23 protein-coding genes and 1 tRNA gene are annotated in these 25,672 nt (G+C 58.3%); 12 read left to right on the forward strand and 12 right to left on the reverse strand.

Translation table 11 applies throughout. The features are described from left to right. Positions 1 to 47 precede the first annotated feature (47 nt). A tRNA-Met gene (locus F617_RS0122430) sits at positions 48 to 124 on the forward strand. Positions 125 to 327: 203 nt separating this feature from the next. Here the strand turns inward: F617_RS0122430 and F617_RS0122435 are convergent. From F617_RS0122435 to F617_RS0122450, 4 genes are all read right to left on the reverse strand, one after another. Then, entirely contained in the window at positions 328 to 546 is a 219-nt protein-coding gene (locus F617_RS0122435; RefSeq protein ID WP_245260850.1) for a hypothetical protein, read from the reverse strand. 103 nt (positions 547 to 649) lie between these two features. Beyond that, positions 650 to 1,654: a cell division protein FtsZ gene (gene ftsZ, locus F617_RS0122440; protein WP_019566800.1), complete on the reverse strand. Its 1,005-nt coding sequence runs from the start codon at positions 1,652 to 1,654 to the stop codon at positions 650 to 652. A gap of 56 nt (positions 1,655 to 1,710) precedes the next feature. Beyond that, a complete protein-coding gene (gene fabF, locus F617_RS0122445) occupies positions 1,711 to 2,994 on the reverse strand; it encodes a beta-ketoacyl-ACP synthase II (protein ID WP_025595181.1) in 1,284 nt (427 codons plus the stop codon). Positions 2,995 to 3,167: 173 nt separating this feature from the next. Then, positions 3,168 to 3,755: a TetR/AcrR family transcriptional regulator gene (locus tag F617_RS0122450; RefSeq protein ID WP_003519277.1), complete on the reverse strand. Its 588-nt coding sequence runs from the start codon at positions 3,753 to 3,755 to the stop codon at positions 3,168 to 3,170. 98 nt (positions 3,756 to 3,853) lie between these two features. On the opposite strand from F617_RS0122450, the gene F617_RS0122455 reads away from it, so the two are divergent. From F617_RS0122455 to F617_RS28465, 3 genes are read left to right on the forward strand one after another with little or no spacing between them, the layout of a single operon-like run. After that, entirely contained in the window at positions 3,854 to 4,966 is a 1,113-nt protein-coding gene (locus tag F617_RS0122455; RefSeq protein ID WP_019566801.1) for an efflux RND transporter periplasmic adaptor subunit, read from the forward strand. Next, the gene (locus F617_RS0122460; RefSeq protein ID WP_019566802.1) at positions 4,966 to 8,076 is read left to right on the forward strand and encodes an efflux RND transporter permease subunit; all 3,111 of its coding nucleotides are present in this window, start codon (positions 4,966 to 4,968) and stop codon (positions 8,074 to 8,076) included. The genes F617_RS0122455 and F617_RS0122460 overlap by 1 nt, the downstream gene beginning before the upstream one ends. Positions 8,077 to 8,084: 8 nt before the next feature. Further along, positions 8,085 to 8,243 carry a hypothetical protein gene (locus F617_RS28465; RefSeq protein WP_019566803.1) on the forward strand — a complete coding sequence of 53 codons (159 nt, stop codon included), beginning with the start codon at positions 8,085 to 8,087 and terminating at the stop codon, positions 8,241 to 8,243. Positions 8,244 to 8,445: 202 nt separating this feature from the next. Here the strand turns inward: F617_RS28465 and F617_RS0122470 are convergent, their stop codons facing one another. Continuing rightward, on the reverse strand, positions 8,446 to 8,994 hold the full coding sequence (locus F617_RS0122470; protein WP_019566804.1) for a TetR/AcrR family transcriptional regulator: 549 nt from the start codon (positions 8,992 to 8,994) through the stop codon (positions 8,446 to 8,448). A gap of 112 nt (positions 8,995 to 9,106) precedes the next feature. Between F617_RS0122470 and F617_RS0122475 the strand changes: the two genes are divergently transcribed. From F617_RS0122475 to F617_RS0122490, 4 genes are all read left to right on the forward strand, one after another. Then, complete coding sequence (locus tag F617_RS0122475) at positions 9,107 to 9,895, forward strand: SDR family oxidoreductase (RefSeq protein WP_026331019.1); 789 nt, start codon at positions 9,107 to 9,109, stop codon at positions 9,893 to 9,895. A gap of 48 nt (positions 9,896 to 9,943) precedes the next feature. Beyond that, positions 9,944 to 11,038 carry an alkene reductase gene (locus tag F617_RS0122480; RefSeq protein ID WP_019566806.1) on the forward strand — a complete coding sequence of 365 codons (1,095 nt, stop codon included), beginning with the start codon at positions 9,944 to 9,946 and terminating at the stop codon, positions 11,036 to 11,038. A 254-nt stretch (positions 11,039 to 11,292) separates the two neighbouring features. Then, positions 11,293 to 12,117: an oxidoreductase gene (locus F617_RS0122485; RefSeq protein ID WP_019566807.1), complete on the forward strand. Its 825-nt coding sequence runs from the start codon at positions 11,293 to 11,295 to the stop codon at positions 12,115 to 12,117. A gap of 111 nt (positions 12,118 to 12,228) precedes the next feature. After that, on the forward strand, positions 12,229 to 13,233 hold the full coding sequence (locus F617_RS0122490; protein ID WP_019566808.1) for an NADP-dependent oxidoreductase: 1,005 nt from the start codon (positions 12,229 to 12,231) through the stop codon (positions 13,231 to 13,233). A 40-nt stretch (positions 13,234 to 13,273) separates the two neighbouring features. Here F617_RS0122490 and F617_RS0122495 read toward each other — a convergent pair whose 3' ends face one another. Together F617_RS0122495 and F617_RS0122500 are read right to left on the reverse strand one after the other, a co-directional pair. Then, entirely contained in the window at positions 13,274 to 13,855 is a 582-nt protein-coding gene (locus tag F617_RS0122495) for a TetR/AcrR family transcriptional regulator (protein WP_019566809.1), read from the reverse strand. A 219-nt stretch (positions 13,856 to 14,074) separates the two neighbouring features. Next, on the reverse strand, positions 14,075 to 16,360 hold the full coding sequence (locus F617_RS0122500) for an FdhF/YdeP family oxidoreductase (protein ID WP_019566810.1): 2,286 nt from the start codon (positions 16,358 to 16,360) through the stop codon (positions 14,075 to 14,077). A gap of 156 nt (positions 16,361 to 16,516) precedes the next feature. Here F617_RS0122500 and F617_RS0122505 point away from each other — a divergent pair, with 156 nt between their 5' ends. Both F617_RS0122505 and F617_RS0122510 read left to right on the forward strand, forming a co-directional pair. After that, positions 16,517 to 17,740, forward strand: a complete 1,224-nt coding sequence (locus F617_RS0122505) for an MFS transporter (protein WP_019566811.1) — start codon at positions 16,517 to 16,519, stop codon at positions 17,738 to 17,740. Between the two features lie 10 nt (positions 17,741 to 17,750). Further along, the gene (locus tag F617_RS0122510) at positions 17,751 to 18,866 is read left to right on the forward strand and encodes an FAD-dependent monooxygenase (RefSeq protein WP_019566812.1); all 1,116 of its coding nucleotides are present in this window, start codon (positions 17,751 to 17,753) and stop codon (positions 18,864 to 18,866) included. 96 nt (positions 18,867 to 18,962) lie between these two features. Here the strand turns inward: F617_RS0122510 and F617_RS0122515 are convergent, their stop codons facing one another. The 5 genes from F617_RS0122515 to F617_RS0122535 form a co-directional block, all read right to left on the reverse strand. Next, positions 18,963 to 20,636 (reverse strand): FAD-dependent oxidoreductase, encoded by a 1,674-nt coding sequence (locus F617_RS0122515; protein ID WP_019566813.1) that lies wholly within the window; start codon positions 20,634 to 20,636, stop codon positions 18,963 to 18,965. 57 nt (positions 20,637 to 20,693) lie between these two features. Beyond that, a complete protein-coding gene (locus F617_RS0122520) occupies positions 20,694 to 20,999 on the reverse strand; it encodes a UBP-type zinc finger domain-containing protein (RefSeq protein ID WP_003519260.1) in 306 nt (101 codons plus the stop codon). 28 nt (positions 21,000 to 21,027) lie between these two features. Then, the gene (locus F617_RS0122525) at positions 21,028 to 21,399 is read right to left on the reverse strand and encodes a response regulator transcription factor (protein WP_019566814.1); all 372 of its coding nucleotides are present in this window, start codon (positions 21,397 to 21,399) and stop codon (positions 21,028 to 21,030) included. Between the two features lie 91 nt (positions 21,400 to 21,490). Continuing rightward, positions 21,491 to 22,132: a response regulator transcription factor gene (locus F617_RS0122530; RefSeq protein WP_013762159.1), complete on the reverse strand. Its 642-nt coding sequence runs from the start codon at positions 22,130 to 22,132 to the stop codon at positions 21,491 to 21,493. Next, positions 22,125 to 23,702 carry an ATP-binding protein gene (locus F617_RS0122535; protein ID WP_019566815.1) on the reverse strand — a complete coding sequence of 526 codons (1,578 nt, stop codon included), beginning with the start codon at positions 23,700 to 23,702 and terminating at the stop codon, positions 22,125 to 22,127. Before F617_RS0122535 ends, F617_RS0122530 begins: the two co-directional genes overlap by 8 nt. Positions 23,703 to 24,064: 362 nt before the next feature. On the opposite strand from F617_RS0122535, the gene F617_RS0122540 reads away from it, so the two are divergent. Next, a complete protein-coding gene (locus F617_RS0122540; protein ID WP_019566817.1) occupies positions 24,065 to 25,084 on the forward strand; it encodes a cupin domain-containing protein in 1,020 nt (339 codons plus the stop codon). 52 nt (positions 25,085 to 25,136) lie between these two features. Beyond that, positions 25,137 to 25,655, forward strand: a complete 519-nt coding sequence (locus F617_RS0122545; protein WP_003519251.1) for a Dps family protein — start codon at positions 25,137 to 25,139, stop codon at positions 25,653 to 25,655. Positions 25,656 to 25,672 lie beyond the last annotated feature (17 nt).

Raw genomic sequence — 25,672 nt, forward strand, 5'->3', positions numbered from 1 at the left:
GGATTTACGCTGGTCGCGATAAATCCAATAGGGATTTACGCTGGTAACGCGGGGTGGAGCAGCCCGGTAGCTCGTCAGGCTCATAACCTGAAGGCCGCAGGTTCAAATCCTGCCCCCGCAACCAATATATTCAAGACTATCAACAACAAAGCCCTCCCATCCCGGAGGGCACCTTGCGTTTAGGGCCTTGGATACCGCAAATGAATTGCTGGCGGTATAGCCACGTGGGGCTCTGATAGCGTGCACCTAGGCCTTTGTAAAACACGAGCCGGAACAAGCACTTCAAGCGCTCAGAGCGGCATTCACTCTGTGATCAGGGTTTCCGCGTCACCGACGTGGCGTTGTTTCGGCAGATTCGGGCAAGGTCGCAGGCAGCCGTTTTCTATCTAACGCCTCCGTAGCTGCCTCGAGCCGAGCCACGCGCTTTTCCAAGGAGAAGAGATAGTCCCCCTGCAAATCATCGATACCGAGGAATGCTTCTTCCCATAGACGCCATTTTTCTAAGAAGTGCTTCAGCATGTGCTGTTTTCTCTCGATCGATTTCACTGGAATTTTCTATGTCGCCCTATCTTGGGCCGGGCGGTAGCAGACACGCAGGCACTCTCAAGTCTGCAAGGACATGCTCGCTCGAGGGTGCAAAGGAGCAGGCTCACCCCGTGCGCTCCGCAAGAAAGATCACCTCTGCCGGTTGTCGCAATCCGCTCGCGACAACGGACACTTTCAGTCGACCCGCAAGCGCATCGTCGAACGTCGCGCCGATCACGACATCGGCGTTAGCGTCGACCTCTTCGCGCACGCGCGTGGCCGCTTCGTCCACATCGAACAGCGTCATGTCCGGTCCACCGGAAATCGAGACGAGGAGCCCTTTGGCACCTTTGACCGATGTGTCGTCAAAAAGCGGATTAGCAATCGCTGCTTCGGCGGCAGCTCTTGCACGGCCTTCGCCTGCCGCTTCTCCCGTGCCCATCACAGCTCGGCCCATACCGCGCATCACTGACCTTAGGTCGGCGAAATCGAGATTGATAAGCCCTTCCCTGACAATCAGATCGACGACGGAGCTTACGCCTGCATAAAGAACCCGATCCGCCATTTCGAAAGCCTCAGCAAACGTCGTTGTGGCATCTGCCACCCGGAAAAGGTTCTGATTTGGGATCACGATCACGGCATCCGCGCTTTCGGCTAGACACTCTACCCCGTGTTGGGCCATTCGCATTCGATGTATGCCCTCAAATGCGAATGGCATGGTTACCACGCCGACCGTCAGTATTCCGGCCTTCCGCGCAGCTCGAGCTATAACAGGCGCGGCGCCCGTTCCAGTGCCGCCCCCCATGCCCGCGGTCACGAAACACATATGCATCCCGGTCAGATGGTCCATGATTTCGTCGATCGTTTCTTCGGCCGCCGCTTGTCCGATCTCGGCGAGTGATCCGGCCCCAAGCCCGCCAGTCGCGATCAGGCCGAGTTGAACAACTCGTGGGGCTTTAGACATGGAGAGAGCTTGTGCATCGGTGTTTGCTGCAATGAATTCTACCCCTTGCAGCTTCTGCGCCATCATGTTGTTGACCGCATTACCACCACCGCCGCCGACGCCTATAATGGCAATCCTCGGTTTGAGGTGCAGTATGTCCGGTGTCGTGCCCAAGGTTTGGTTCATTGACGTTCAAGTCCCAAGCGAAACAGTTTCAGAGTGTGGTGGCGCGACGGTGACCCTCAGCCAGCGCCGTTTGCCTTCGGCCACCGCCGGAACACTGCGCTCGCATTGACACCACCAAAACCGAAACCATTGGATATTGCGAATTCAGCGTCTAATTGGCGCGCGTGGTTCGCCACAAAATCGATGCCTTCGGCTTCCGGATCCGGAGCATTCAGGTTGAGAGTTGGCGGCGCAATCTGGTGCTGGAGTGCCAGAATGGTGAAGATTGCTTCCAATCCTCCAGCCGCGCCAAGTAGGTGTCCTGTCGCTGACTTCGTCCCGCTGACAGCGACAGTCTTCTCGGAACCAAAGATACTTTTGATGGCCCTGATTTCGCCGAGGTCTCCGACCGGGGTCGAGGTGGCGTGGGCATTCAGATGACCAATTTCGCGGGGGGAAATGCCTGCCTGCGCAATGGCGATCTCCATGGCTCTTTTGGCACCATTCCCGTCTTCTGGTCCTGACGTGATGTGATGAGCGTCGGCTGTCGTGCCGTAGCCGACAAGTTCGGCAATTGGTGTAGCGCCGCGAGCAAGTGCATGGCTCAGGGATTCAATGACAAGCATGCCCGCTCCTTCGCCCATGACAAAGCCATCGCGTGATGTGTCGAAGGGGCGCGATGCCTTGTCCGGCGTTTCGTTGAAAGCAGTCGACAGAGATCTGGCGGCTGCAAAACCTCCGAGGCTAACGATGTTCATGCAGGCTTCTGTTCCGCCGCATATCGCAATTTCGGCTTCATTTGACCGAATAAGCCTCGCAGCATCGCCAATTGCCTGAACGCCGGCGGCGCACGCGGTTACCGGTGCACCGAGAGGGCCTTTGAAGCCATGACGGATTGAGACATGCCCGGCTGCGAGATTGACCAGAAACGACGGTATGGTGAAGGGCGAAAGGCGACGGACACCGCGTTGATCGACGGTGCGGACCGCTTCGGTTATCGCAGGAAAGCCGCCGATACCGGACGCGATAATCGTCGCGGTCCTCAGCCGTTCCTCATTCGAGGTCGGCTTCCAGTTTGCTTGTGCAAGCGCTTCTTCCGCGGCTGCCAGTGCAAATATGATAAAACGGTCGACCTTGCGTTGGTCCTTCGGAGCCACAATGGTGTCGGGATCGAAGCCGCCCTCGGGATCTTCCATCAATGAGGGGACAATGCCCCCGATTTTCGATGGAAGGTCCGCCACCACGTCGTCACCCAGCCGTCGAATGCCACTTCGACCCGCGAGCAGGCGCGACCAGGAGATACCGACATTCGCTCCAAGGGGACTGACAGCTCCCATTCCTGTGACAACGATACGACGCATGTTTTACACCTGTTCTTCGTTTAAATTGGCATGCCTTCGGCATCCCGACCGACGGTGCGGTCAGGGCCTGTTCTCCGGATATGCAGTTTCTTCAGTGCCTAAATCGCATCCGCCCGAACCCGACGCGGCGACTGCGTTTGGCTTTTGTTTTCCCTAGCTACCGAGCGCGATCCTCAGGCCGCATGATCAGCGCCTGCGATGCGCCTGATTTCCTCCGCCGCTGCGTCGAGGATTCCTTGAGACGTATTCTCGTCTTCCATGATCCGCGACAGGGTGACGGCGCCGACCATGAGAGACAGGATCGCCATCGCCTTGCCGCTGGGATTGGAGCTTCTGGTGTCATCAAGCAGTTCATTGAGCACCTCGAAGTGAGCGCGTATCCCATCCTCGAATGGACGCCTGACTTCTTCACTCTGCCGAGTAGCGTCCGACCCCAGTGCCACCAGGGGGCAACCTTCTGCCTTTTCTCCACGGTGGTCCTTGGACAGATAGAACGCCATCACTGCTTCTAGAGGATCGGAACTGTCCGCAGCCGCTTCAGACCATCTGCGTGTAGCGCTTTCCATCGCGCGCCTTGAAGCCTGGGCTGCAAGATCGTCCTTCGATGCAAACTGCTTGTAGAACCCGCCTTGAGTGAGTCCTGCACCCTTCATCAAATCTTTCAGGCCAATGCCATCGAATCCGTGCTCGCGAAACAGACGGCTGGCAACGTTGATCACCGTCTCCCGATTTTCCTCGGCTTGTGCCCGGCTCACTCTCATATCGACCTCCGGTTAGATTTCGTTTGACATTTATATCGCACATAGATTTAGATCGCAATCTAAATCATTTGCACCGCTGGTCAAGAAGAGAACTTACAATGAAACGCAAACATGTCCTGACTGTCGTGGGTCTTGTCGCAGCGGCTGGGGCCGCCGCCTTTTTCCTCGTTTCTGAAACCCCAAAACGGGAAGCCGAGGCCGCAGACCCAAGGACGGCTTCACCACTGGTAAGGATTGCGGAGGCGAAAAGGACCGGCAGGGCCGATCGGTCATTCACCGGGACGGTCGCATCGCGCGTTCAAAGCAATCTCGGATTTCGCGTTCCCGGTAAAATCGTGGAGCGGCTGGTCGATGTCGGTCAGCAGGTCAAACAGGGCCAACCGCTGATGCGCATTGATGAGACCGATCTTCAGCTTGCACTGACAGCAAAGCGGAATTCGGTCATATCAGCGCGTGCTATTCTGCTTCAGGCGCAAGCCGATGAGAAGCGCTATGCGGCACTGGTCAAGAATGGCCTCGCGGCCACGCCCCAGCGTTATGAACAGGCAAAGGCGGCTCTCGATACAGCGACAGCACAGCTTGCGGCGGCCGAGGCCGAAGCGGAGGTTGCCGAGAATGCGGCAACCTACACCACTCTTGTTGCTGACTCGGATGGAACGGTCGTCGAAACTCTCGGTGATCCGGGACAAGTGGTCGCCGCCGGCCAGACGGTTGTTCAACTTGCAGAGGCGGGCCCTCGCGAGGCGGTCGTCTGGCTGCCTGAGACACTGCGACCTAAGGTGGGATCGGAAGCACAGGCCAGTGTTTATGGAAGCGACGGGCTTAGTGGAAACGCCAGACTGCGACAGATCTCCGATTCGGCTGATCCTCAAACGAGAACCTATGAAGCGCGCTACATTCTTGAGGGTGATGCGGCCTCAGCACCGCTTGGCGCCACTGTAACAATCAGAACACCGGATGCCGAACGCCAGTCGGAAGTCACCATCCCCGTCGGCGCCATTCTGGACGACGGTAATCGCACAGGTGTGTGGATCGTCGACGGCACAACGTCAAAGGTGAAGTTCACCCCGATTAAAGTTCAGCAGATTGGCGAGGAGACGGCATTTGTCACGGGGATCGGCACCGGGGAGCAGGTCGTTGCCCTCGGCGCGCATCTTCTCGACGATGGTGCGACCGTCAGGATTGCCTCGAGCCAAGAGGTGAAAAACTAATGCGCTTCAACCTGTCAGCCATCGCGGTTCGCGAACGCGCCATCACCCTGTTCTTTATCGTGCTGCTGGCCGCAGCCGGCGTCTACGCTTTCGTCAAGCTGGGGCGCGCCGAGGATCCGTCCTTCACCATCAAGACATTGACGGTCACGTCAGTCTGGCCGGGTGCAACAGCGCGAGAAATGCAGGACCTCGTCGCCGAGCCGCTTGAGAAACGTATTCAGGAACTAACCTGGTACGACCGCGTCGAGACCACAACGAGGCCAGGTTACGCTTTCCTGACAGTCACCCTCAAGGATAACACGCCGGCAAGTGCGGTTGCTGAAGAGTTCTATCAGGCGCGCAAGAAGCTTGGCGACGAAGCCCGCAATCTCCCCCCGGGCGTCATGGGCCCATTCGTCAACGACGAATATTCTGACGTGAGTTTCGGCCTCTATGCCCTGAAGGCAAAAGGAATGCCGATGCGCGATCTCGTTCGGCAAGCGGAAGTCATCCGCCAGGACCTCCTGCACGTGCCTGGCGTCAAGAAAATCAACATCGTCGGCGAGCGCCCCGAGCAGATTTTCGTCGAGTTCTCCTATGCGAAGCTCGCGACACTCGGCATATCCGCGCAGGATATCGCTTCTGCGTTGCAGCGACAGAACACGGTCACGCCTGCGGGTTCAATCGACACACGAGGCCCACAGGTCTTTATCCGCTTCGACGGAGCTTACAACAGTGTGCAGGCGATTGCCGACACGCCGATCGTTGCTGCTGGACGAACCCTGAAGCTCTCCGATCTTGCAGAGGTGCGACGCGGTTATCAGGATCCCGCCACGTATATCATCCGCCACGAGGGTGAACCGACAATCATGCTGGGTGCGGTGATGCAGGCGGGATGGAACGGTCTTGATCTCGGCAAGGCGCTTGAGGCTCGCTCTGCCGCCATTGCGCAAACGTTGCCGCTGGGGATGACGCTTACCAAAGTCAGCGACCAAGCCGTCAACATCGATGAAGCCGTCGGCGAGTTCATGCTCAAGTTCGCGATGGCGCTTGGCGTGGTTCTGTTTGTCAGTCTGGTGGCACTTGGCTGGCGCGTTGGCATTGTTGTCGCACTTGCTGTGCCACTCACCCTTGCGGTGGTCTTTCTCATCATGCTGGAGACCGGGCGCTTCTTCGACCGCATCACGCTTGGCGCTTTGATCCTCGCGCTTGGCCTTCTAGTTGACGATGCCATCATTGCCATCGAAGTGATGGTGGTGAAGATGGAGGAGGGCATGGACCGCATCAAGGCGGCCGCCTATGCCTGGAGCCATACGGCAGCGCCGATGCTGTCCGGCACGCTGGTCACGATCATCGGACTGATGCCCGTGGGTTTTGCCAAGTCGACCGCAGGCGAATATGCCGGCAACATCTTCTGGGTGGTGGGCTTTGCGCTCATAGTATCCTGGATCGTCGCCGTCACCTTCACGCCCTATCTCGGTGTGAAGATGTTGCCCAACATCAAGCCGGTCGAGGGCGGTCATCACGCCATCTATGACACGCCGAATTACCGCCGTCTGCGCTCCTTCATCGAGTTCGCTGTCCGCCATAAGTTCATGGTCTGCGCCGTGGTCGGCATTTCCATGGCCGTTTCGGTCGTTGGAATGGGCGGCGTGAAACAACAGTTTTTCCCGACATCGGATCGGCCTGAGGTGCTGGTCGAGGTGCGCATGCCCGAGGGCACGAGCATTGAGGCGACGACATCTGCGGTGAAGAAAGTCGAGGACTGGCTGCAAACTCAGCGTGAGACCAATATCGTCACGTCCTACGTAGGGCAGGGCGCACCCCGGTTCTTCTTTGCCATGGCACCGGAACTACCTGATCCTGCCTTCGCCAAGGTCGTCGTGCTCACACCCGATGCCCACGCTCGTGAAGAACTGAAGCATCGCCTTCGTGCAGCTATTTCGGAGGGTCTTGTTCCTGAAGCGTCCGTCCGCGTCACCCAGCTTGTGTTTGGTCCTTACACGCCGTTCCCGGTCGAGTTCCGGATCATGGGTCCCGATCAGGATGAACTCTATAGGATTTCTGAGCAGGCTCTGGCGATCATGAAGACTATACCCGATGTTCGCCAAGCCAACCGTGACTGGGGCAACCGAACACCCGTTCTGCGATTTGTGCCCGACCAGGAGCGGCTCAATCTGATTGGTCTTTCTCCATCGGAGGCAGCCCAGCAGTTGCAGATGCTGCTCTCCGGCATCCCAGTTACGCAGGTGCGCGACAATATCCGCAACGTGCCCGTCGTCGCTCGCAGTGCTGGCGAAAACCGCCTCGATCCGTCACGTCTTGCCGACTTCTCTCTAATGAGCAGGGATGGCCGTCAGGTTCCGCTGGATCAACTCGGGCACTCCGAAATCCGGTTTGAAGAACCTATCCTGAAGCGTCGTGACCGCACGCCTGTCATCACGATCAGGTCTGATATCAACGAGGCGACGCAGCCTCCGGAGGTTTCCCAGCAGGTTATGAAAGCTCTGCAGCCACTCATCGCGTCGCTTCCCGTTGGATATCGTATCGAGATGGGCGGCAACATCGAGGAGTCTCTCAAGGCGAATACGGCACTCGCTCAGGTTTTCCCGGTGATGATTGCTGCCATGCTGATCGTCATCATTCTGCAGGTTCGCAGTCTCTCGACAATGACAATGGTGATGCTGACAGCGCCGCTTGGTCTTGCCGGGGTGGTTCCGACCCTGCTCCTGTTCAATCAGCCTTTCGGCTTCAACGCCATTCTCGGCTTGATCGGACTGGCGGGTATCCTGATGCGCAACACGCTTATCCTGACAGAGCAAATCAAGGAGAACAAGGCGGCAGGGCTCGATGATTATCATGCCGTTATCGAAGCGACAGTGCAGCGGACACGACCCGTGATCCTGACGGCTCTCGCGGCGATCCTGGCGTTCATACCTCTGACCCACTCAGTATTCTGGGGGTCGATGGCCTATACCCTGATCGGTGGAACGGCAGCAGGCACGGTGATGATCCTGCTCTTCCTTCCGGCCCTCTATGCTGTCTGGTTCCGGATCAAGCCACCCAAGGCAGGTGCCGAAAAAGAGACGGTCGAGCACGTAGGGCAGCCACTGGCGCTCGCGGCAGAGTAGGGGCGTCCATGCGTGCCGGCTCAAACCTGAAGCGTGATGTGACGGCGGCGTTCAAGGGCAGCAGGAGCCGCAACAATGCGGGGCCGCACACCATCTGGCCGAGCACCGTTGAAAGGCTGGGATTTTCCATCTCGTCCACATCCGGACCGATCTTCCGCCTGGACTAGTAACACGGAGACAAGATCCCGGCACCTATGCCGGGATCATCACTGCGCCCGGCTCCAATGCTGCGCGAGATCAAAGCTTTGCTTTGCTACCGATTGCCCACACCGCGCCAACTGGAATGTTGAAAAACGCAGAACCTCCAATCGCATTTGGATGAAGCTTCCGTGGGAGGTTATGCCGGTACGCGTCGTCGTTCTTTGCGGACTAACCGACGCTGTTATCGATCCATGCGTGCGTCTGTTCCAGAATCTCGTCCGATAGTTCCGGATCGTCGATTGCCCGGGCGAGTATGACTGCCCCAACCATGGCCGCCCAGCTTCCTATCGCTGTGCGTCGGCGATCTGCCGGGTCCAGTTGCGGGAGTGCCTTTTCGATCCGGCTGATCTGTGCGCGAAGGCCTTCTGTCATGGCGGAGCGCGCCGGCGGCGTCTGGTGGCGAATTGCTGCAGCGAGACCGGCGGTTGGGCAGCCACCGGCAGCGTTGTCGCGATGGCGAGGCGCAAGATAGGATTTGACGAAATCGCTGAAGTTGCCTCCTCCGACGCTATCTGAAGCAAGGGCATGGGCAAGGGTCTCCGCGACCAGATCGTCTTTTGAACTGAAATGTCCATAAAAGCCGCCGTGAGTAAGACCGGCTGCCTTCATCACCTCCGCAACGCTGACGGCATCGAACCCCTTGTCGCGAAACAGCCGGCTGGCGACATCCAGAATCCGGCGACGGTTTTCCGCCATCTGTTCTCGGCTGACCTTCATTTTCACAATTCTCCCAACATGGTCGTTGACATTTACATGATGGCTATCATATTTAAATCCAATCATGATGATCGTCATGAATATAGGTTCCATCACAGAAAAGAGCAATCCTATGAGCACAAATCCTGCAGTCCTCATCACCGGCGCTTCCACCGGTATTGGTGCAACCTATGCCGATCGGTTTGCGCGGCGCGGCCACGATCTCGTGCTGGTCGCCCGTGACGTGGCGCGAATGGAGGCCGTTGCAAGCCGTCTGCGACAGGAAACCGGCGTTGCCATAGACATCGTCCAGGCGGATCTCACGCAACTCGCCGATGTTGCGAAAGTAGAGACGAGACTGCGCGACGATGACAGCATCGGCATCCTCGTCAACAATGCCGGAACGGCCATCGGTGGAACGTTCATCGATCAGAGCACCGACGACATGGCCCGGCTTGTTGCACTCAACTCGACTGCACTCGTTCGCCTTGCCAGCGCAATTGCTCCTCGACTCGTCAAGAAAGGTGAGGGCGCAATCGTCAACATCGGCTCCGTGGTTGGTCTGGCGCCGGAGTTCAGCATGACGGTCTACGGCGCAACCAAGGCCTTTGTCCTCTTCCTGTCTCAGGGGCTTAGCCTCGAGCTTGGACCGAAGGGCGTCTACGTTCAGGCTGTTCTTCCCGCCACGACACGAACCGAAATCTGGGACCATGTCGGCGCCGACGTCAACGCACTGAACAACGTCATGGAGGTGGGCGATCTTGTGGATGCGGCTCTGGTCGGCTTCGACCGTCGCGAGCCGGTGACCATCCCGCCGCTTCCCGATGCCGGTCAGTGGGAAGCCTTTGAAGCTGCGCGCAAGACCATGCTGGCCAACTTCGGCAATGCGCTGCCAGCCGAACGGTACCGCACCGTCGCTTGAGCAGACCGCGCAACCCATACCGCTGCGGCGGCAACACATAGGTAAATCATGACTAAAAAGACGCTTTTCGAACCCTATACGCTCGGCTCCTTGACGCTTTCCAACCGGATCGTCATGGCGCCCCTGACGCGCAATCGCGCCGGTTCGGGCTTTGTCGCAGGTGACCTGACGGCTGAATATTACGGCCAGCGTGCTTCTGCCGGGCTCATCATTTCCGAGGCCACGCAAATATCACAGCAGGGGCAGGGATACCAGGATACGCCCGGTATCTATACCCAGGCGCAGATCGAAGGCTGGCGCAAGGTCACCAGTGCGGTCCACGAGAAGGGTGGCCATATATTCCTCCAGCTCTGGCACGTCGGTCGCATCAGCCATGTTGATCTCCAGCCGAACGGCGCAGCGCCGGTTGCCCCTTCAGCCATCCGCGCCGAGACAAAGACGTTCGTCAACAACGCCTTCGTGGACGTTTCGCAACCCCGTGCCCTTGAACTGGAAGAGCTTCCTGGAATCGTCAAGGATTTCCGTCAGGCAGCAGCCAACGCCATCGAGGCTGGTTTCGATGGTGTCGAGATCCACGGGGCCAACGGCTATCTGCTTGATCAGTTCGCCAAGGACGGTGCCAATGTTCGCACAGACGCCTATGGCGGCTCTGTCGAAAACCGTGCGCGCCTCATGCTGGAAGTCACGGCCGCGGTTGTCCAGGAAATCGGCGCTGCACGCACCGGCATCCGCATCTCGCCGGTCTCGCCCGCCAATGGCATTTCGAGTACTGATCCGCAGGCGCAGTTCGATTACATCGTCGATCAGCTCGAAGCCCTTGGCATCGTGTACATTCATGTCGTCGAGGGTGCCACAGGTGGGCCGCGCGATGTCGCGCCATTCGACTTCGGATCATTGCGCCGTCGCTTCAGCAAGACCTATATCGCCAACAACGGCTATGACCTCGAACTGGCGACTTCGCATCTTACCGAGGGCCTGGCGGATCTGATCGCCTTCGGCCGGCCGTTCATTGCCAATCCCGATTTGGTTGAGCGATTGAAAAGCGATGCGCCGTTGGCAGAGATAAACCCGGCTACGCTCTACGGTGGCGGTGCTGCGGGTTATATCGATTACCCCTCTTTGGCGGCAGCTGCCGGGCGTTGACTACTTTTGGGGTCGCTCGCTGGTGCGGCCCCATCAAATCAGTGTGCTGTGCCTGATCCTTTGCGGATTGGTGCCGGGTCCCGACCCTGAAGGGTTACCCTTTCCCTCACCACATGAAAGTCACGCTTGACTTTAATGATGATATATATCATTAAAAATCATCAATGATGACGGCAATCATCATAAAATTAGTGTCGTAAAACCATATGCCTTGGCGGCAATCCATGGTGATACCGAAAAGAGAGAAAGACGCTATGGCGACGTTTGCTACTAAAAGACAGAAGACCGCCTTTGTGACCGGGGCTTCCAGTGGGATTGGCAAGGCGGCCGCCACGGCTCTGGCCCGGGCAGGCTACCGGGTGATTGGCACGAGTCGTAAGGCCGCACCTGGCGAGATACGTGATGGCATTCGGATGATTGCTTGTGACGTGACTTCCGATTTGTCTGTCTCGGATGCCGTGGCGCTGGCACATCAGGAACTTGGCCGTATCGACCTTCTGGTCAACAATGCCGGTTACGCCCTGTCCGGGGCGGCCGAAGATAGCTCGGTGGATCAGGTTCGTTCGCTGTTCGAAACCAATTTTCTGGGTGTCGTTCGGGTGACCAATGCCGTGTTGCCGATGATGCGCCAACAGGGCTATGGCAGGATATTGAACATCGGCTCTGTCCTGGGCTTAATACCCGGTCCTTTTGGAGCCTATTACTCGGCCAGCAAGCACGCCATTGAGGGCTATTCGGAATCGCTGGACCATGAGGTTCGCCAGTTCGGCATCCGTGTCGCCGTGATCGAGCCTTGGGCAACGAAAACCTCGATCGAGGCCAATTCTCCGCAAGGCGACCGTCCGGTTGCAGCCTATGGCCAGACACTGGCCAGATACCGCACGGCGTTTGACTTGGCCATGGCGACCGGCGACACGGCGGATGATGTTGCGGCCACCATCCTGATGGCGGCGCAGGACAAGGCGCCGCGGTTGCGCTACCCCTCCGGCAAGGCGGCCCGGCAGACCTCGTTTGCCCGGCGTTTCCTGCCGCGCGCGCTGTTTGATCGAACCTTGCGCAAGCAATTCAACATCGCGTGAGCGAGAATGACGGCCACGGCAGGGCCTTCCAACAACATGCTCAGTTCGCGCTGAAAGCCTTGGCTTTTTTAGCCATCTGAGCCGATAATATTTTTACACTGGAGAACGTCCGTGAAAGCCTTCGTCGTCGACAAATACAAAAAGAAGGGCGCCTTGCGTCTGGCAGACATGCCCGAGCCCCGGATGGGCGCGAATGATGTTCTGGTTCGCATTCAGGCCACGGCGATCAACCTTCTGGATTCCAAGGTAAGGGACGGCGAGTTCAAGCTGTTCCTGCCCTATCGCCCGCCCTTTATTCTGGGTCACGATCTAGCCGGAACGGTTGTAAGCGTGGGCTCGAATGTGCGGCAATTCAAGGCTGGGGACGAGGTTTACGCCCGTCCGAGGGATCACCGAGCCGGTACCTTTGCAGAGTTCATCGCAATTGACGCCGCCGATGTAGCGCTGAAGCCCGCGAGCCTTTCGATGGAGCAGGCCGCATCGATACCGCTGGTTGGACTGACCGCCTGGCAGGCGCTGGTGGAGGTCGGCAAGGTCAAGCCCGGCCAGAAAGTGTTCATTCAGGCTGGTTCCGGTGGGGTTGGGACCTTTGCCATCCAGCTTGCCAAGCATCTCGGCGCCACGGTGGCCACCACGACCAGTGCCGCGAATATTGACCTGGTCAAAAGCCTCGGCGCCGATGTGGTGATCGACTACAGGACGCAGGATTTCGAACAGGTGCTATCCGGTTATGATCTGGTGCTGAACAGTCAGGATGCCAAGACGTTGGCCAAGTCGCTGAATGTTCTGAAACCGGGGGGTCGGTTGATATCGATCTCGGGGCCGCCGGATGTTCCCTTTGCCAGATCTCTGGGGCTGAACCTGTTCCTGCGCTTGGTGGTACGGATGCTGAGCCGGGGCGTGCTGAAGAAGGCGAAAAGCCGGGGCGTCTTGTATTCCTTCCTGTTTATGCGCGCGGAAGGGCAACAACTTGCCCAGATCGCCAAGCTGATCGACGCCGGCGTGATCCGTCCGGTCGTGGACAAGGTATTTCCCTTTGCTCAGACGGCGGAGGCCTTGGCCCATGTCGAGACCGGGCGCGCCAGGGGCAAGGTCGTTGTGAAGGTCGCAGACTGAGTTCGTATTTTGCAGGAGATGGGGTCGCTTGGCTGCGGCCCTATTGCTCCCGCCCGCCATTTTCGACAGAAGCCCGGCAATCTGCGCGGCAAATATCGAGAATTTCATCCGCCAGGGCCGATGCGTCCGGGCAGGCCCGCGATAGCACGATGGCCCCGACAGCTTGCGCCATAATGCTGATGGCTTGCGTGCGGGCATTTGAGCCGGCGGGCTGGTTCGCCGCAAGATTGCTCTCCAGTGCGTCAACAAGGTGCTCGATGCCTTCGCCGAAAACAGCTCTGGTTTCGTTTGGCAGCCGCGCTGCTTCCCCGCTCAGTGCGGCGGCCGTGCAGCCTTGGCCACGCGCATCACGATGCGTCCGCGAGATGTAGGCGTCGATCATCTCGCCCAAATCATACCCGGCATAGCGTGCCAACGTTTCGGAAAACCCTTTGGCGGATGCTTCTGCTATGAGCGCCTCCTTCGAGACGAAGTGGTTGTAAAATCCACCATGGGTCAGGCCCGCACCCTCCATCAGGTCAGCCACGCCAACGCCATCGAACCCTCGTTCGCGAAACATCCCGGATGCAATCGCAACAATCCGTTCATGATTTTCCTGCTTCTTTTCCTTGGTGATCCGCATGTCCGAACCCTTTCGACGGCGCCGTCTCCATGATGTTGGATATCATCATGGATTGAGAGTATTGCTGACGCTTATCATTAATAATGCGCTCAACACAAGGAACACGTCGTATGGACTACCTAATTTTCCGTCCTTCGCCGCCGATATCTTGTCGCTGGCTGCAACGAAGCTTCTGTTTCTGGGAAGCTGGCCCGGATTGTTTGGTAAAATCAAACTCGGCTACGTGGATCGGCGTATCCTCACTGGAACGCCCTTATATGCTGGGGTCCCGGATTTCCTGTCGTAGTCTGCGAGCGCAATGACCTGGTTCATTTCGGGGTAATAACCTGCTACCGAGCCGGGCGGAATATTGTAGGCAACGGCGGTAAATCCGGTAGCGGTTTTGGCGCCACTCCCGCAAATTGCTTCGACATCGATGAGGTCTCCGTCTCTTAGTCCCCGCGTTTCAAGGTCCCGCTGGTTCATGAAGATGACGTCGCGGCGGCCGTAGACACCACGGTAGCGGTCGTCGAGGCTGTATATGGTGGTGTTGTACTGGTCATGACTGCGCAAGGTGGTCAGCACAAGGGCTTCGGGGTCGTGCAAGCGTGTGTCCTCATCAAGTCCCGGTGCGACGAGAAATTCGGCCTTGCCGGACGGCGTATTCCACACACGATCAGAAGCCGCGACCGTGAGCCGGAAGCCTCCGGGCGTTTTCACGCGCGTATTGAAATCATGAAAATCGGGAAAGACGATTTCGATCTTGTCGCGGATCTGCTCATAGTCGCCGGCCATGCCGTCCCAGTCGATGTCGTGCCGGTTACCTAGCGTCGCCTTGGCCATGCCGGCAACGATCCAGGGTTCCGAGCGCAACTCATCGCTTGGCGGTTTGAGGAAACCGCGCGACGCGTGCACCATCGACATGGAATCCTCTACCGTGACGGATTGGCGCCCTGTCGCCTGAATATCCAGATCCGTTCGGCCCAGAACCGGCAGGAGGATCGATGTCTTTGCCAGCAGCAGATGCGAGCGATTGAGCTTTGTCGCAAGATGAACGGCCATATCGAGTTTCCGCATGCCCGCGAACGTCGCTTCAGGATCGGACATGGCGACAGCAAGATTGCCACCAAGACACACCAACGCTTTCGACCTGCCCTCAATGATGGCCTCGATTGCCTCCACGGCATTATGGCCCTTTTCACCAGACGGGCGGAAACCGAAGGCTTTCTCCATGCCAGCAAGAAGAGCCTCATTGGGAATTTCAGTGATGCCGACGGTTCGGTCGCCCTGAACGTTGGAATGGCCGCGCAGGGGACAGATACCGGCGCCTGGCCGGCCTATATTGCCGCGCAGCATCAGGAAATTGGCGAGTTGCTGCACATTGGCCGTGCCATGGGCATGCTGTGTGATGCCCATGCCATAACAGAGAATGACGTTTTTCGCCTTGAGGTAGACATCCACGGCGCTATCGAGTGCTTCCAGTGAGAGGCCGGATTTCTCGATAATCTCCGGCCATTGCGTCTGATCTACATCGGCTTGCAGGGCTTCGAGGCCAATCGTATGCGCCGCGATGAAATCGCGGTCGATGACGCCGGGTCCGCCAGCTTCGATATCGGCCGCGTCGCGCTCGAAGATGCGCTTCATCATGCCCTTGAGTGCGGCAAGATCGCCGCCGGTACGAACCTGATGATAGGCAGATGCGATCGGCGTGGATGACATCGTCGCCATTTCGATCGGATCCTGGGGGGCTGCAAACCGCTCCAGCGCCCGCTCCTTGAGTGGATTAAAGACGACGATCGGCACACCCCTGCGGGAGGCCTCATGTAATGTCGTCATCATGCGCGGATGGTTGGTGCCGGGATTGTGCCCGAACGAAAAGATCGCGTCGGCATGATCGAAATCCTCCAGCGTTACAGTGCCCTTGCCGACACCGATCGACAGGGGCAGACCGACGCTGGTGGCTTCGTGGCACATGTTGGAACAGTCGGGGAAATTGTTGGTGCCATAGGCGCGAACGAAGAGCTGAAAGAGAAACGCCGCTTCGTTGGAGGCACGACCGGACGTGTAGAACTCGGCCATATGAGGGCTGGGAAGGGCGTTCAACTCCGAGGCAATACGCGCGAATGCGGCATCCCATTCGATCGGCACGTAGCGGTCACTGGCATGATCATAGATCAGCGGATGCGTCAGGCGCCCCTGATCTTCAAGCTTGTGGTCGGTCCATTGCCAGAGATCAGTCACCGAATGAGCGGCAAAGAAATCGGGGCCAACCCGCTTGGCCGTCGATTCCCAGGTGATCGCTTTTGCTCCGTTCTCGCAGAACTCAAACGAACTTGTGTGCTTCGGATCGGGCCAGGCGCAGCCAGGACAATCGAAGCCTTCGGGCTGGTTTGCCTTTAACAATGTCGCCGCGCCCTCGGCGATGATCTGCTGGTGAGCAAGGGTTTTGGCGACGGCTTTTAGTGCGCCCCAGCCACCTGCTGGCGCTGTATAATGCTCTATCCCATCCGGCCGCTTCTCGCTCATCACAGTCTCCCTTCAGCGTGTTTCAATAAATCTAGCATCGAACGCATCAGTACGAACCTAGACCGATGTATAGGTCCAGGTAGACGTCTATCGAATGTGCGGCCAACGAGATTGAGCATATTTTGCCCAGATCAAGACTGGCGGTGGAACAGTATCATGGAAAAGACAGGACAGATGCAAGCCGGGGCGGCAAGCGCCACCCACAATGATGCGATCGGAGAAGTGGCGCTTCTGGCCATGGCCGTCGCGGGCGGTATTGCCGTCGCAAACATCTACTACAATCAGCCGATGCTTGGGCTTATCGAGGCCGATTTCAGTCGGCAGCCAGTTACCGGCATGGTGCCCACCGCAACGCAACTCGGTTACGCACTGGGGTTGTTCCTTTTACTGCCGCTCGGCGACCTCGTTAATCGCCGCCGGATGATCATCGGGCAATTCGTGGTGCTTGCCGCCGCGCTCGCGCTGGCTGCACTGGCGCCGACGGCCTGGATGCTGGTTGCAGCATCGGTCATGGTTGGAGCATGCTCGACAGTCGCCCAGCAGATCGTGCCCTTTGCGGCATCGCTGGCCGCGCCGGAAAAGCGCGGCGCCACAATCGGCACCGTCATGGCAGGCGTATTGTCGGGCATATTGTTCAGCCGCACCCTGTCGGGCTTTGTGGGCGAACACGCTGGCTGGCGGGAAATGTTCTGGATCGGCGTACCGCTCGCCCTGCTCGCCGCGGGCCTCATGTTTGCGGTCCTGCCGCATCATCGGCCAACCTCGACTTTGCGATATCATCAGGCGCTCCGGTCGCTCGGCCAGCTATGGAAACGCCACCCGGCCTTGAGGGCAGCGACTATCATCGAGGCGTTTCTGTTCGCGTCGTTCACGGCCTTCTGGACCATCCTCGCTCTCTATCTGGCGGGGCCAGAATTTCAGCTCGGTGCGGATGTCGCGGGTCTGTTTGGGATCGTCGGTGCGGTAGGCATTTTTGCAGCGCCTCTGGCAGGAGTTGTTGCCGACAGACGGGGACCGCATTTCGTGGTCTGGATGGGCGCCGGATTGACGATCGCCGCCTGGCTTATCTTCGGCCTCTGGGCATCGATCGCTTCCTTGGTTGTAGGCGTCATCGTACTTGATTTCGGCATACAGAGCGCGCTGATTTCTAACCAGCACATCATTTATGCCCTGGATGCCGATGCGCGTAGCCGTCTCAACACGGTCTTCATGACTGGAATGTTTCTGGGGGGTGCCACAGGTTCGGCGATGGCGACACTGGCCTGGGGCCAGGGCGGCTGGCTTGACGTCAGCCTTCTCGGCGCGGCGTTTGGCCTCGCAGCCTTCGCGGTTAAAATATTTCATCATCGCCGGCATTCGCTGACGGTTGTCGGAAACTGAGGGCGGAACGATGGAAAAGCTACGTATAGGAATCGTCGGCGGTTCTCTTGCCGGCCTCTTCGCTGGCATCATGTTACAACAGGCTGGCCACGATGTTCGCATCTACGAGCGATCGAAGAGCGGTCTTGCAGGTCGGGGAGCTGGCCTCGTCGGTCAGAGGGACCTGCTGCACATTCTCCGGCTGATTGGCTGCGAGCATGTCGCCCGTATCGGCGTGGTGGCTAAGGAACGCATCTATCTCGATCAGGACGGCCGTATCGCCCAGACCATTAAGGCGCCCCAGACCCAGATCTCCTGGGACTATCTGTTCGAAACTGTCGCTTCCCGCATCGCTTCAGGAAGCTATGTGTTGGGTCGGGATGTCGTCAAAGTGCTGGATGGCGAGAGTGGCGCGGAGCTGATTTTTGGTGACGGCACGCGGGTGAATGCCGATCTGGTTATCGGTGCCGATGGCCTTGGTTCGGTGGTGCGCGCAGCGGTCAATCCCGGAGACACTCAAAACCGCTATTCCGGCTATGTCGCATGGCGTGGATTGATCCTGGAAACGAGGCTTCCAACGGCAGCAAATCTGCTTCTCGACCGGTTTGCCTTTCATGTCAGGCCTGGCGTACATGCGCTCGGTTATCTTGTCCCGGGCTCGAAGGGCGAAATGGACATCGGCAATCGCCGATATAACTGGGTCTGGTATCGCAAAGTGCCAGCAAGCGAACTTGCCCACACGTTCACCGATCTGGATGGGCGAACGCATGCATTTTCGCTGCCGCGTGATGGCTTGTCGAGCGACCGTCTGGAGGCGTTGCGCGTCGATGCGCTGCAGATGCTTCCGCCGCAATTCGCCCAGGCGGTCGAGGCGGAGCCAAGCCCCTCTATCCAGGGCATTTTCGACTACGAGTCGCCCCGCATGACGGGCCGTTCGGTCGTCCTCATCGGCGACGCCGCCTTTGTCGCGCGTCCGCACACCGCGATGGGCGTGTCGAAGGCAGCGGGCGATGTCATGGCGTTGAGCAACAGCCTGGAGTCCGAGGTTGACCTTCCCAGTGCCTTGCAGCGGTTCGAGGACGATCGCATCGCGGTTGGCCGAGAAATCGTTGCTTATGGCAGGCAACTCGGTGCGTCGGCTATCTGAGTATCGACCGGCTGTCTGTCACGGTACTCAAGAACGATATTTTTAACCCGCTGGCTTCTGCCAGCGGGTTTTTAATTTTGAGAAAGGTCGGATGCTTCAGTTTGGGGGCTTCATCAGGCTTAGTGCGGCGTGGATTTGCGAGACGACGGCGGCACCTTCCCCAACTGCTGCCGCGACCCGCTTGGTCGATCCGGCACGGACATCCCCGATGGCAAAGACATTTGGCAGGCTGGTTTCGAGAGGCAATGGCTTGCGGGAAAAACGACAATGCTCATCGAAGGATTGCCCAGTGACGATGAAGCCCTTGTCGTCGGTTTGCACCCGGCTGCTGATCCAGCCAGCGTTCGGATCCGCGCCGATAAAAAGGAAGAGATGATGAAGCGGTAAGGTGTTCACGCTTCCATCCAGGCGGTTGCGCAGTCTTGCGGAGGAAATGCCAGTGGCGTTATCGCCATTGATCGCGTCCACTTCGCAATGCATGTGCAGTTGGACGTTCGGCAGGGCCTTGATACGGTCGATCAGATATTGCGACATCGTATCTTCGAGTGCGCGCCGCACGACCAGATGAAGTGTCTTGACCTGAGGCGCCAGAAAGACGATGGCCTGGCCTGCCGAATTGCCGCCGCCAACCAGGACGATCTCTTCGCCGGCGCAAAGTTTTGCCTCGATCGGCGAGGCCCAATAGGAAACGCCGTTGCCCTCGAAACCGTCAATGTTGGTGATGTCCGGTCGCCTGTAGCGAGCGCCGGATGCGATGACGACACTGCGGGCCGTCACCGATTTTCCACCGTCGAGTTCGAGCGCCAGCACACCGGCGTCATCTTTCGGAGGGATCAGATTTTTGACAGCGACGGGAAGAACCATTTCCGCCCCGAACTTGAGGGCCTGATTGTAGGCACGTCCCGCCAGCGCCTGTCCGGATATGCCCGTCGGGAAGCCGAGATAGTTTTCGATCCGAGACGAAGCGCCGGCCTGCCCCCCAATCGAGTGTTCGTCGATGACAAGGACGTCGAGCCCTTCCGAAGCGGCATAGACGGCGGTGGCAAGGCCCGCCGGTCCAGCGCCGACAACAGCGACGTCATAGAGCTTTCCGGGCTTGAGGTCCGGCGTCATGCCGAGACATGCTGCGGCCTCCGCATCGGTCGGTTTCTTGAGCACGGTGCCGTTGGGGCAGACCATTAGCGGAAGGTCGGAGGCGAGAATACCCAGACGTTCGATCAGCGCCTTACCTTCACCCTCCATGGCAGCATCAAGCACGATGTGGGGAAAGGCATTGCGGGCTAGAAATCCTTGCAGGCGCGAGAGCGCGGCATTGCCAGCGGTTCCAATCAGAACAGAACCTGCGCCTGCATCGATCAGACCGACGCGGCGCAGGATGAAGGCGCGCATGATGATTTCGCCGACATCGGCCGATCCGATCACCAAGGCCCGCAAATGGGCGGCATCAAAGGGAATGGCCGTGCAGCCCTCGGACCCGGCGCGGGCCCCGGCAAGTGTCGGTCGACCCGACAGCTGGTTGACTTCGCCAGACAACTGGCCTGCTCCATGCGTCGTGATCGGCGCCTCGCCGGAAAGACCTTCGTGGCGAAACACGTCCATCGATCCCTTCAGCACCAGCCAGGCGGGCGCTGCGTGGTCTCCTACCTTGTAGACGAAGTCACCACGGGCGAAATCTTTTGGCTCGCCGCTGGCAAAACGCTTGGCCGTCTCGACCTGATGGGGGTTGAGCACCGGAAACATCTGGTCCAGGCGCGCGCTGAGATCTGCCATCTGTTACCTCCAGCTGGAAATGTCGTCCGCAGGTCACCGCCGATTTTTCGGCGAAGTTCAGTAATATCGCGGTATCGGCCCGCGTTGCGGTGTCTGATCAGGCAGGTCCACCATGGTTTCGTCCACATAACACCAGCCCCAGCCTTCCGGCGGGTCATAGCCCTCGATGATGGGGTGGCGGGTGGTGTGGAAATGCGCGGTCGCGTGGCGGCCGGGGGACTGATCGCAGCAGCCGACATGACCACATTCGCGGCAGAGCCTCAAATGAAGCCATATCTGGCCAGTTTCGAGACATTCCTCGCAGCCAAGCGTCATGGGCTTGACCGATCGGATCGTCGGCAGGTGCGAGCATTGATCAGACATGGTTCCACTCCTGAACGTGTTGGAAATTTCAGTGCTTCAGTGCTTCTTCAAGACACAGTATAAGCTGGTTGAAATCGACTGGCTTCCCAAGGAATGCGAATGCACCGCCATCCATTGCCGCTGCTCTCGTTCGCTCGTCGCAATAGGATGTCATGAAGATCATCGGCGGCTTATGATCACCACGCGAGTTTAACACGTCCTGCATCTGGATGCCGCTCAAGCCTGGCATTTTAACATCGACCAGCATGCAGTCGATCGCGACGCGATCACCGCGGGCCAGAAAGTCTTCCGCAGACGAAAACAGCCGGCTCTCGTAACCGCAGGACAAAACGAGATCGTCAAGGGCTTCGCGGATCGACCGATCGTCGTCAACGATGGCTATGACAGGTGTTCTGGACAATTTGATTGGGCCTTGCCTCTTAAAATCAACTGGCTTCTATATGCGCCATCGAGACACAACATTGCACCATACAAGGGTCTAGGTTTTGGCCTCAAAGGCCCAGCAGTTCCGCCTTGCGCACCAGTTCGGCTACGGAGCGCGCCTCCATTTTGCGCATGACATTGCCGCGATGCAGCTTGACCGTGATCTCGCTGATCCCGAGGTTGAACGCAATCTGCTTGTTCATCAGGCCTTGCACGACAGCCGTCATGACCTCATGCTCGCGGCGGGTCAATGTCTTGGCCAGCTCCACGACGGCGCCATTTGCAGCAGATTGCTGGCGCATTTCCCGATCTTTCTGAAAAGCAACCGAGACGGCGTCGAGGATGTCCTGGTCCCGAAAAGGTTTGGTCAGGAAGTCGATGGCGCCTGCTTTCATGGCACGGACTGTCATTGGTATATCACCGTGACCCGTCATGAAGATGATAGGCATTCGGTTGCCGAGTTTTTCCAGGTGGAGCTGAAAATCAAGGCCGTTCGCACCGGGCAGGCGAACGTCGAGAAGAATGCAGCCAGGTCGGTCCAGATCGGCATTTTCGAGCAGGTCCTGGGCGCTTTCAAAGGATTTTGCTTCTGTTCGAATTGACAGGAACAGATCGACCAAAGCCTCGCGTATCGCAGTATCGTCATCGACGACGTAGACAACCGGCGTATCGCCGTTCGGCGGTTTGGCGGACTTTCTCGCATCATTCATGGGTTGCCTCCATCGGGACGATCATTTCGAACAATGCGCCACCATCGGTGTGATTGCCGGCAGACAGCGTGCCGCCGCGGGCTTCGAGCATGCTGCGGCAGATGGCAAGGCCCATGCCAAGCCCGGTTGGTTTGGTCGTGCAGAATGGTTTGAACAGGTTTTTGAGAACGTCCGGACTGAGCCCGGGACCTGTGTCGAGAACCTTGATGATCACGCTTTGATCATCCCCAGGCTCGATCGTTACCGATATCCGCCGGATCGCTTCCGGGGTTTCGGCCATGGCGTGAAGCGAATTGGTGATCAGGTTGATCAAGACTTGCTGCAGCTCTATCCGCACAGCGTTGACGGTGGGCACATCGCTTGCTTCAGCTATTTCAACAATGACCCCGTTTCTGACAAGCTCGCTCTCCATCAGCGCGCGTGTCTCCGTGACGAGATCGGCCAGCGAAACCGGCTCGATATCGGGCGGGCGGTTACCAAGCATTGATCGTGCGCTCTGAATGATGTCGCTGGCACGCTGGCTGTCACGAGCGATGCGCTCAGCTGAGCGGGAAACGGCTGCCAGATCCGGCGGGTCGCGATCCAGCCAGCGCTGCAGGGTCTGGGCGTTGACCACCAAGGCGCCGAGCGGCTGATTGAGTTCGTGCGCGAGCGAGGCAGATAACGCACCGACGGTTGCCGCGCGCGACGCCAATGCCAATTCCGCCTGGGCCTCGAACAGTGCTTTCTGGGCGAGTTCCCGCTCCGTAATGTCGAACATACCGACAATGACACGGTTGAAATTGGCAGGATCTTCAGGAAAGCCAACGGTCAGCAGCACAAACTTGCTGGTGCCATCGCTGGTGATGATGCTGCCCTTGCCTTCGAAATGCGTCTCGTTGTTGAAAATTGCCGCGATGAGATCGAGAAAGGTGGCGTCGTCCTGGGCAATATAGCGGCGCATGGCGCCGGGATTGTTGTTGCCCACATGACCCAGCAATTCAAGTGCCGCCGCGTTGGCGGCAACGGTAGGGACGCTGACAATGCATCGCTCCAGAAAATCCGGGTTCTCCCGAGCGTGAGCACCAAGGTCTTTGACACCATTTGCTTTCAACGCCATCAGCATTGCGCGGACCTGCGAATAGTCGCGCTCCCAAAGTGCAACGCGGCTTTGCTCGAAAATCGTACGGTAGCGCTCTTCGCTGCTCTGCAGGGCGGCATTGAATTTCACAAGATTGAGGCGCGCGCGCTGATTGCGGATGATCAAGGCGCAGGTGATCAACATTGCAGCAACCGCGACCGCCAGGCGTAGGGTTGCGGCGAGGTCGGTTTGCAGCCCATGAGCTGCAAGATACGAGACTGCCGCCAGACTGATACAGATACCGGTCACCAGCATCGTTCCTTTTTCTGTCAGGGTTTCTGCCGACAGAAGCAAGGTGATGACATAGAGCGTGGCAAGCGCGCTGTGAATGTCGGTATAGGTATCGAGATAGAAGATCAGCGCTGCGAGCAAAAATGCGCAGACGAGCACGCCAAGTTCAAAGCGCGCCGGCAGCCGTCTTTCCGGGTTTACCAGGACCAGCGAATGCAAGGAGATTTCCCACGTTGAGATCGACCGCATTATCAAGCCATCCCTGCTGCCGAAACGCAATTGGCAATTCCAATATTCCTATGCAAACTCAATCTCATAACCGCGCAAAAAAGAATGGCCATTCCAGGACTGGGATGGCCTCAGATGGATCGCGACATCCATGTGAAAGGGCGCGCTTGAAAATTCAGGGCGCATTGGCATCCAGCATCTCTTCAGTGGAGGGCCTGGATTTGTAGCCTCGGTTCGGCAGGCGAGCCACTATACTTAGGTGTCAGTCCGACTAACCAAGCATTGGATACCGCGCAACCAGATCCTCGCCTACAACCATCTCGTCAAACAAACGATGTGGGCAGGAGTTGAAGATGCAGATTTCAAAACATGTTCTTTCTCTCAAGGACCGGCCTGCAGCCTTCGAAAGCCCGGCGGGATCGATCATGCGCCTTGGTCGCGATCAACTGCCAATCCTCAAAGGCCTTTCAATACGCAGGCTGGTGCTCACGGCACACGCGATCAGGGAGCCTCACTGGCATGCGAATGCCAATGAACTGGGCTACTGTGTCCGCGGCCAGGTACTGGTGACTGTCGTCGGCAATCATGGCAGCCGCGATGTCTTTCTTATCGGCATTGGCGAAATGTTCTTCGTTCCGTCAGGCACGGTTCACGCAATTGAAAATACCGGTGAAACGGAGGCGGAGTTCATCCTTGCCTTTTCGAACGAGGATCCGGAAGATTTCAGCCTGTCTGGCGCCTTCGACGTGATGTCCGACGCCGTGCTGCTGAGCACCTTCGAGTGGCAACCGCAAAAGCCGCCGAGTTTTGGCAGGCTGAACGCAAACACAGAGATATTCGACTTGCAGGCCCAGCCAGCCGTTGAAAAGCAGGCGCTTCATCCAAACAGGCTCAAATTCCGTGTCGAGGAGTCAGCGCCGCACGTATCGTCGCCGGCGGGCTCTGCAAGGACCGCGCAGGCTCCGGCTTGGTCTGTTCTCGATGGTCTTTCGATGTTTTCTGTCCGCATCAGCGAGATTGGCCTGCGCGACCCGCACTGGCACCCCGAGACCGCCGAAATGGGCTATGTGCTCGAAGGGACCGGTCAGATGACAGTCCTTGATCCCGATGGAAGCGCTGACACTTATTCGATCCATCCGGGTGACGCCTATTTCGTGCCGCCGGCTTACCCGCATCACATCGAAAACACCGGCAGTGGCACACTGCATATCCTGATTTTCTTCAGTCGCAGCGCGCCACAAGATATCGGTTACCGAGCAGCGGCGGCCGGTTATTCACGCAATGTGATCGCTAGCCAGCTGGGCCTTTCCGAGCAAGCCCTCCTGCCTCTTCCTGTCGATATCGACGATCCGCTGATCGTTGCACGGCTCTGAAGCCCTGAATCCCTGAAACCCAAACCCAAGCCCAAACCCAATGGAGATTACCATGAACCGCACCCTCGCCGAAAAACATCGCAAGTCGCCTCTTGCAACACCGACTGCCCTTGGCACGAACGCAACCGCCGATATTTCCGGCGCGTTGACGGCGCTGCTGGCCGATGTCTTCGCGCTTTATCTCAAGACGAAGAATTTTCACTGGCATATGAGCGGTCCGCATTTCCGTGATTACCACCTGATGCTGGACGAGCAGGGCGAGCAGATCTTCGCCATGACGGACGACATTGCCGAGCGAGCCCGCAAGATCGGCGGCACCACACTTCGTTCGATCAGCCATATTTCCAGGTTGCAGCGGCTTCTCGACAACGACGCCGATTTCGTGACCCCGGCGGATATGCTGGCCGAGCTTCGCGACGATAACCTCACACTCGTCTCGCTGATGAAGGCGACACACAATCTTTGTGAAGACCATGGCGACATCGCAACCGCCAGCCTGATCGAAAACTGGGTGGATGAGGCAGAGCGCCGTGCCTGGTTCCTGTTCGAAAGCACCCGCGGCGCCGAATGAGCGCGCGAAATTTCGGA

Source organism: Agrobacterium sp. 10MFCol1.1 (assembly GCF_000381165.1).
In the GTDB taxonomy this organism is placed as follows: Bacteria; Pseudomonadota; Alphaproteobacteria; order Rhizobiales; family Rhizobiaceae; genus Agrobacterium; species Agrobacterium tumefaciens.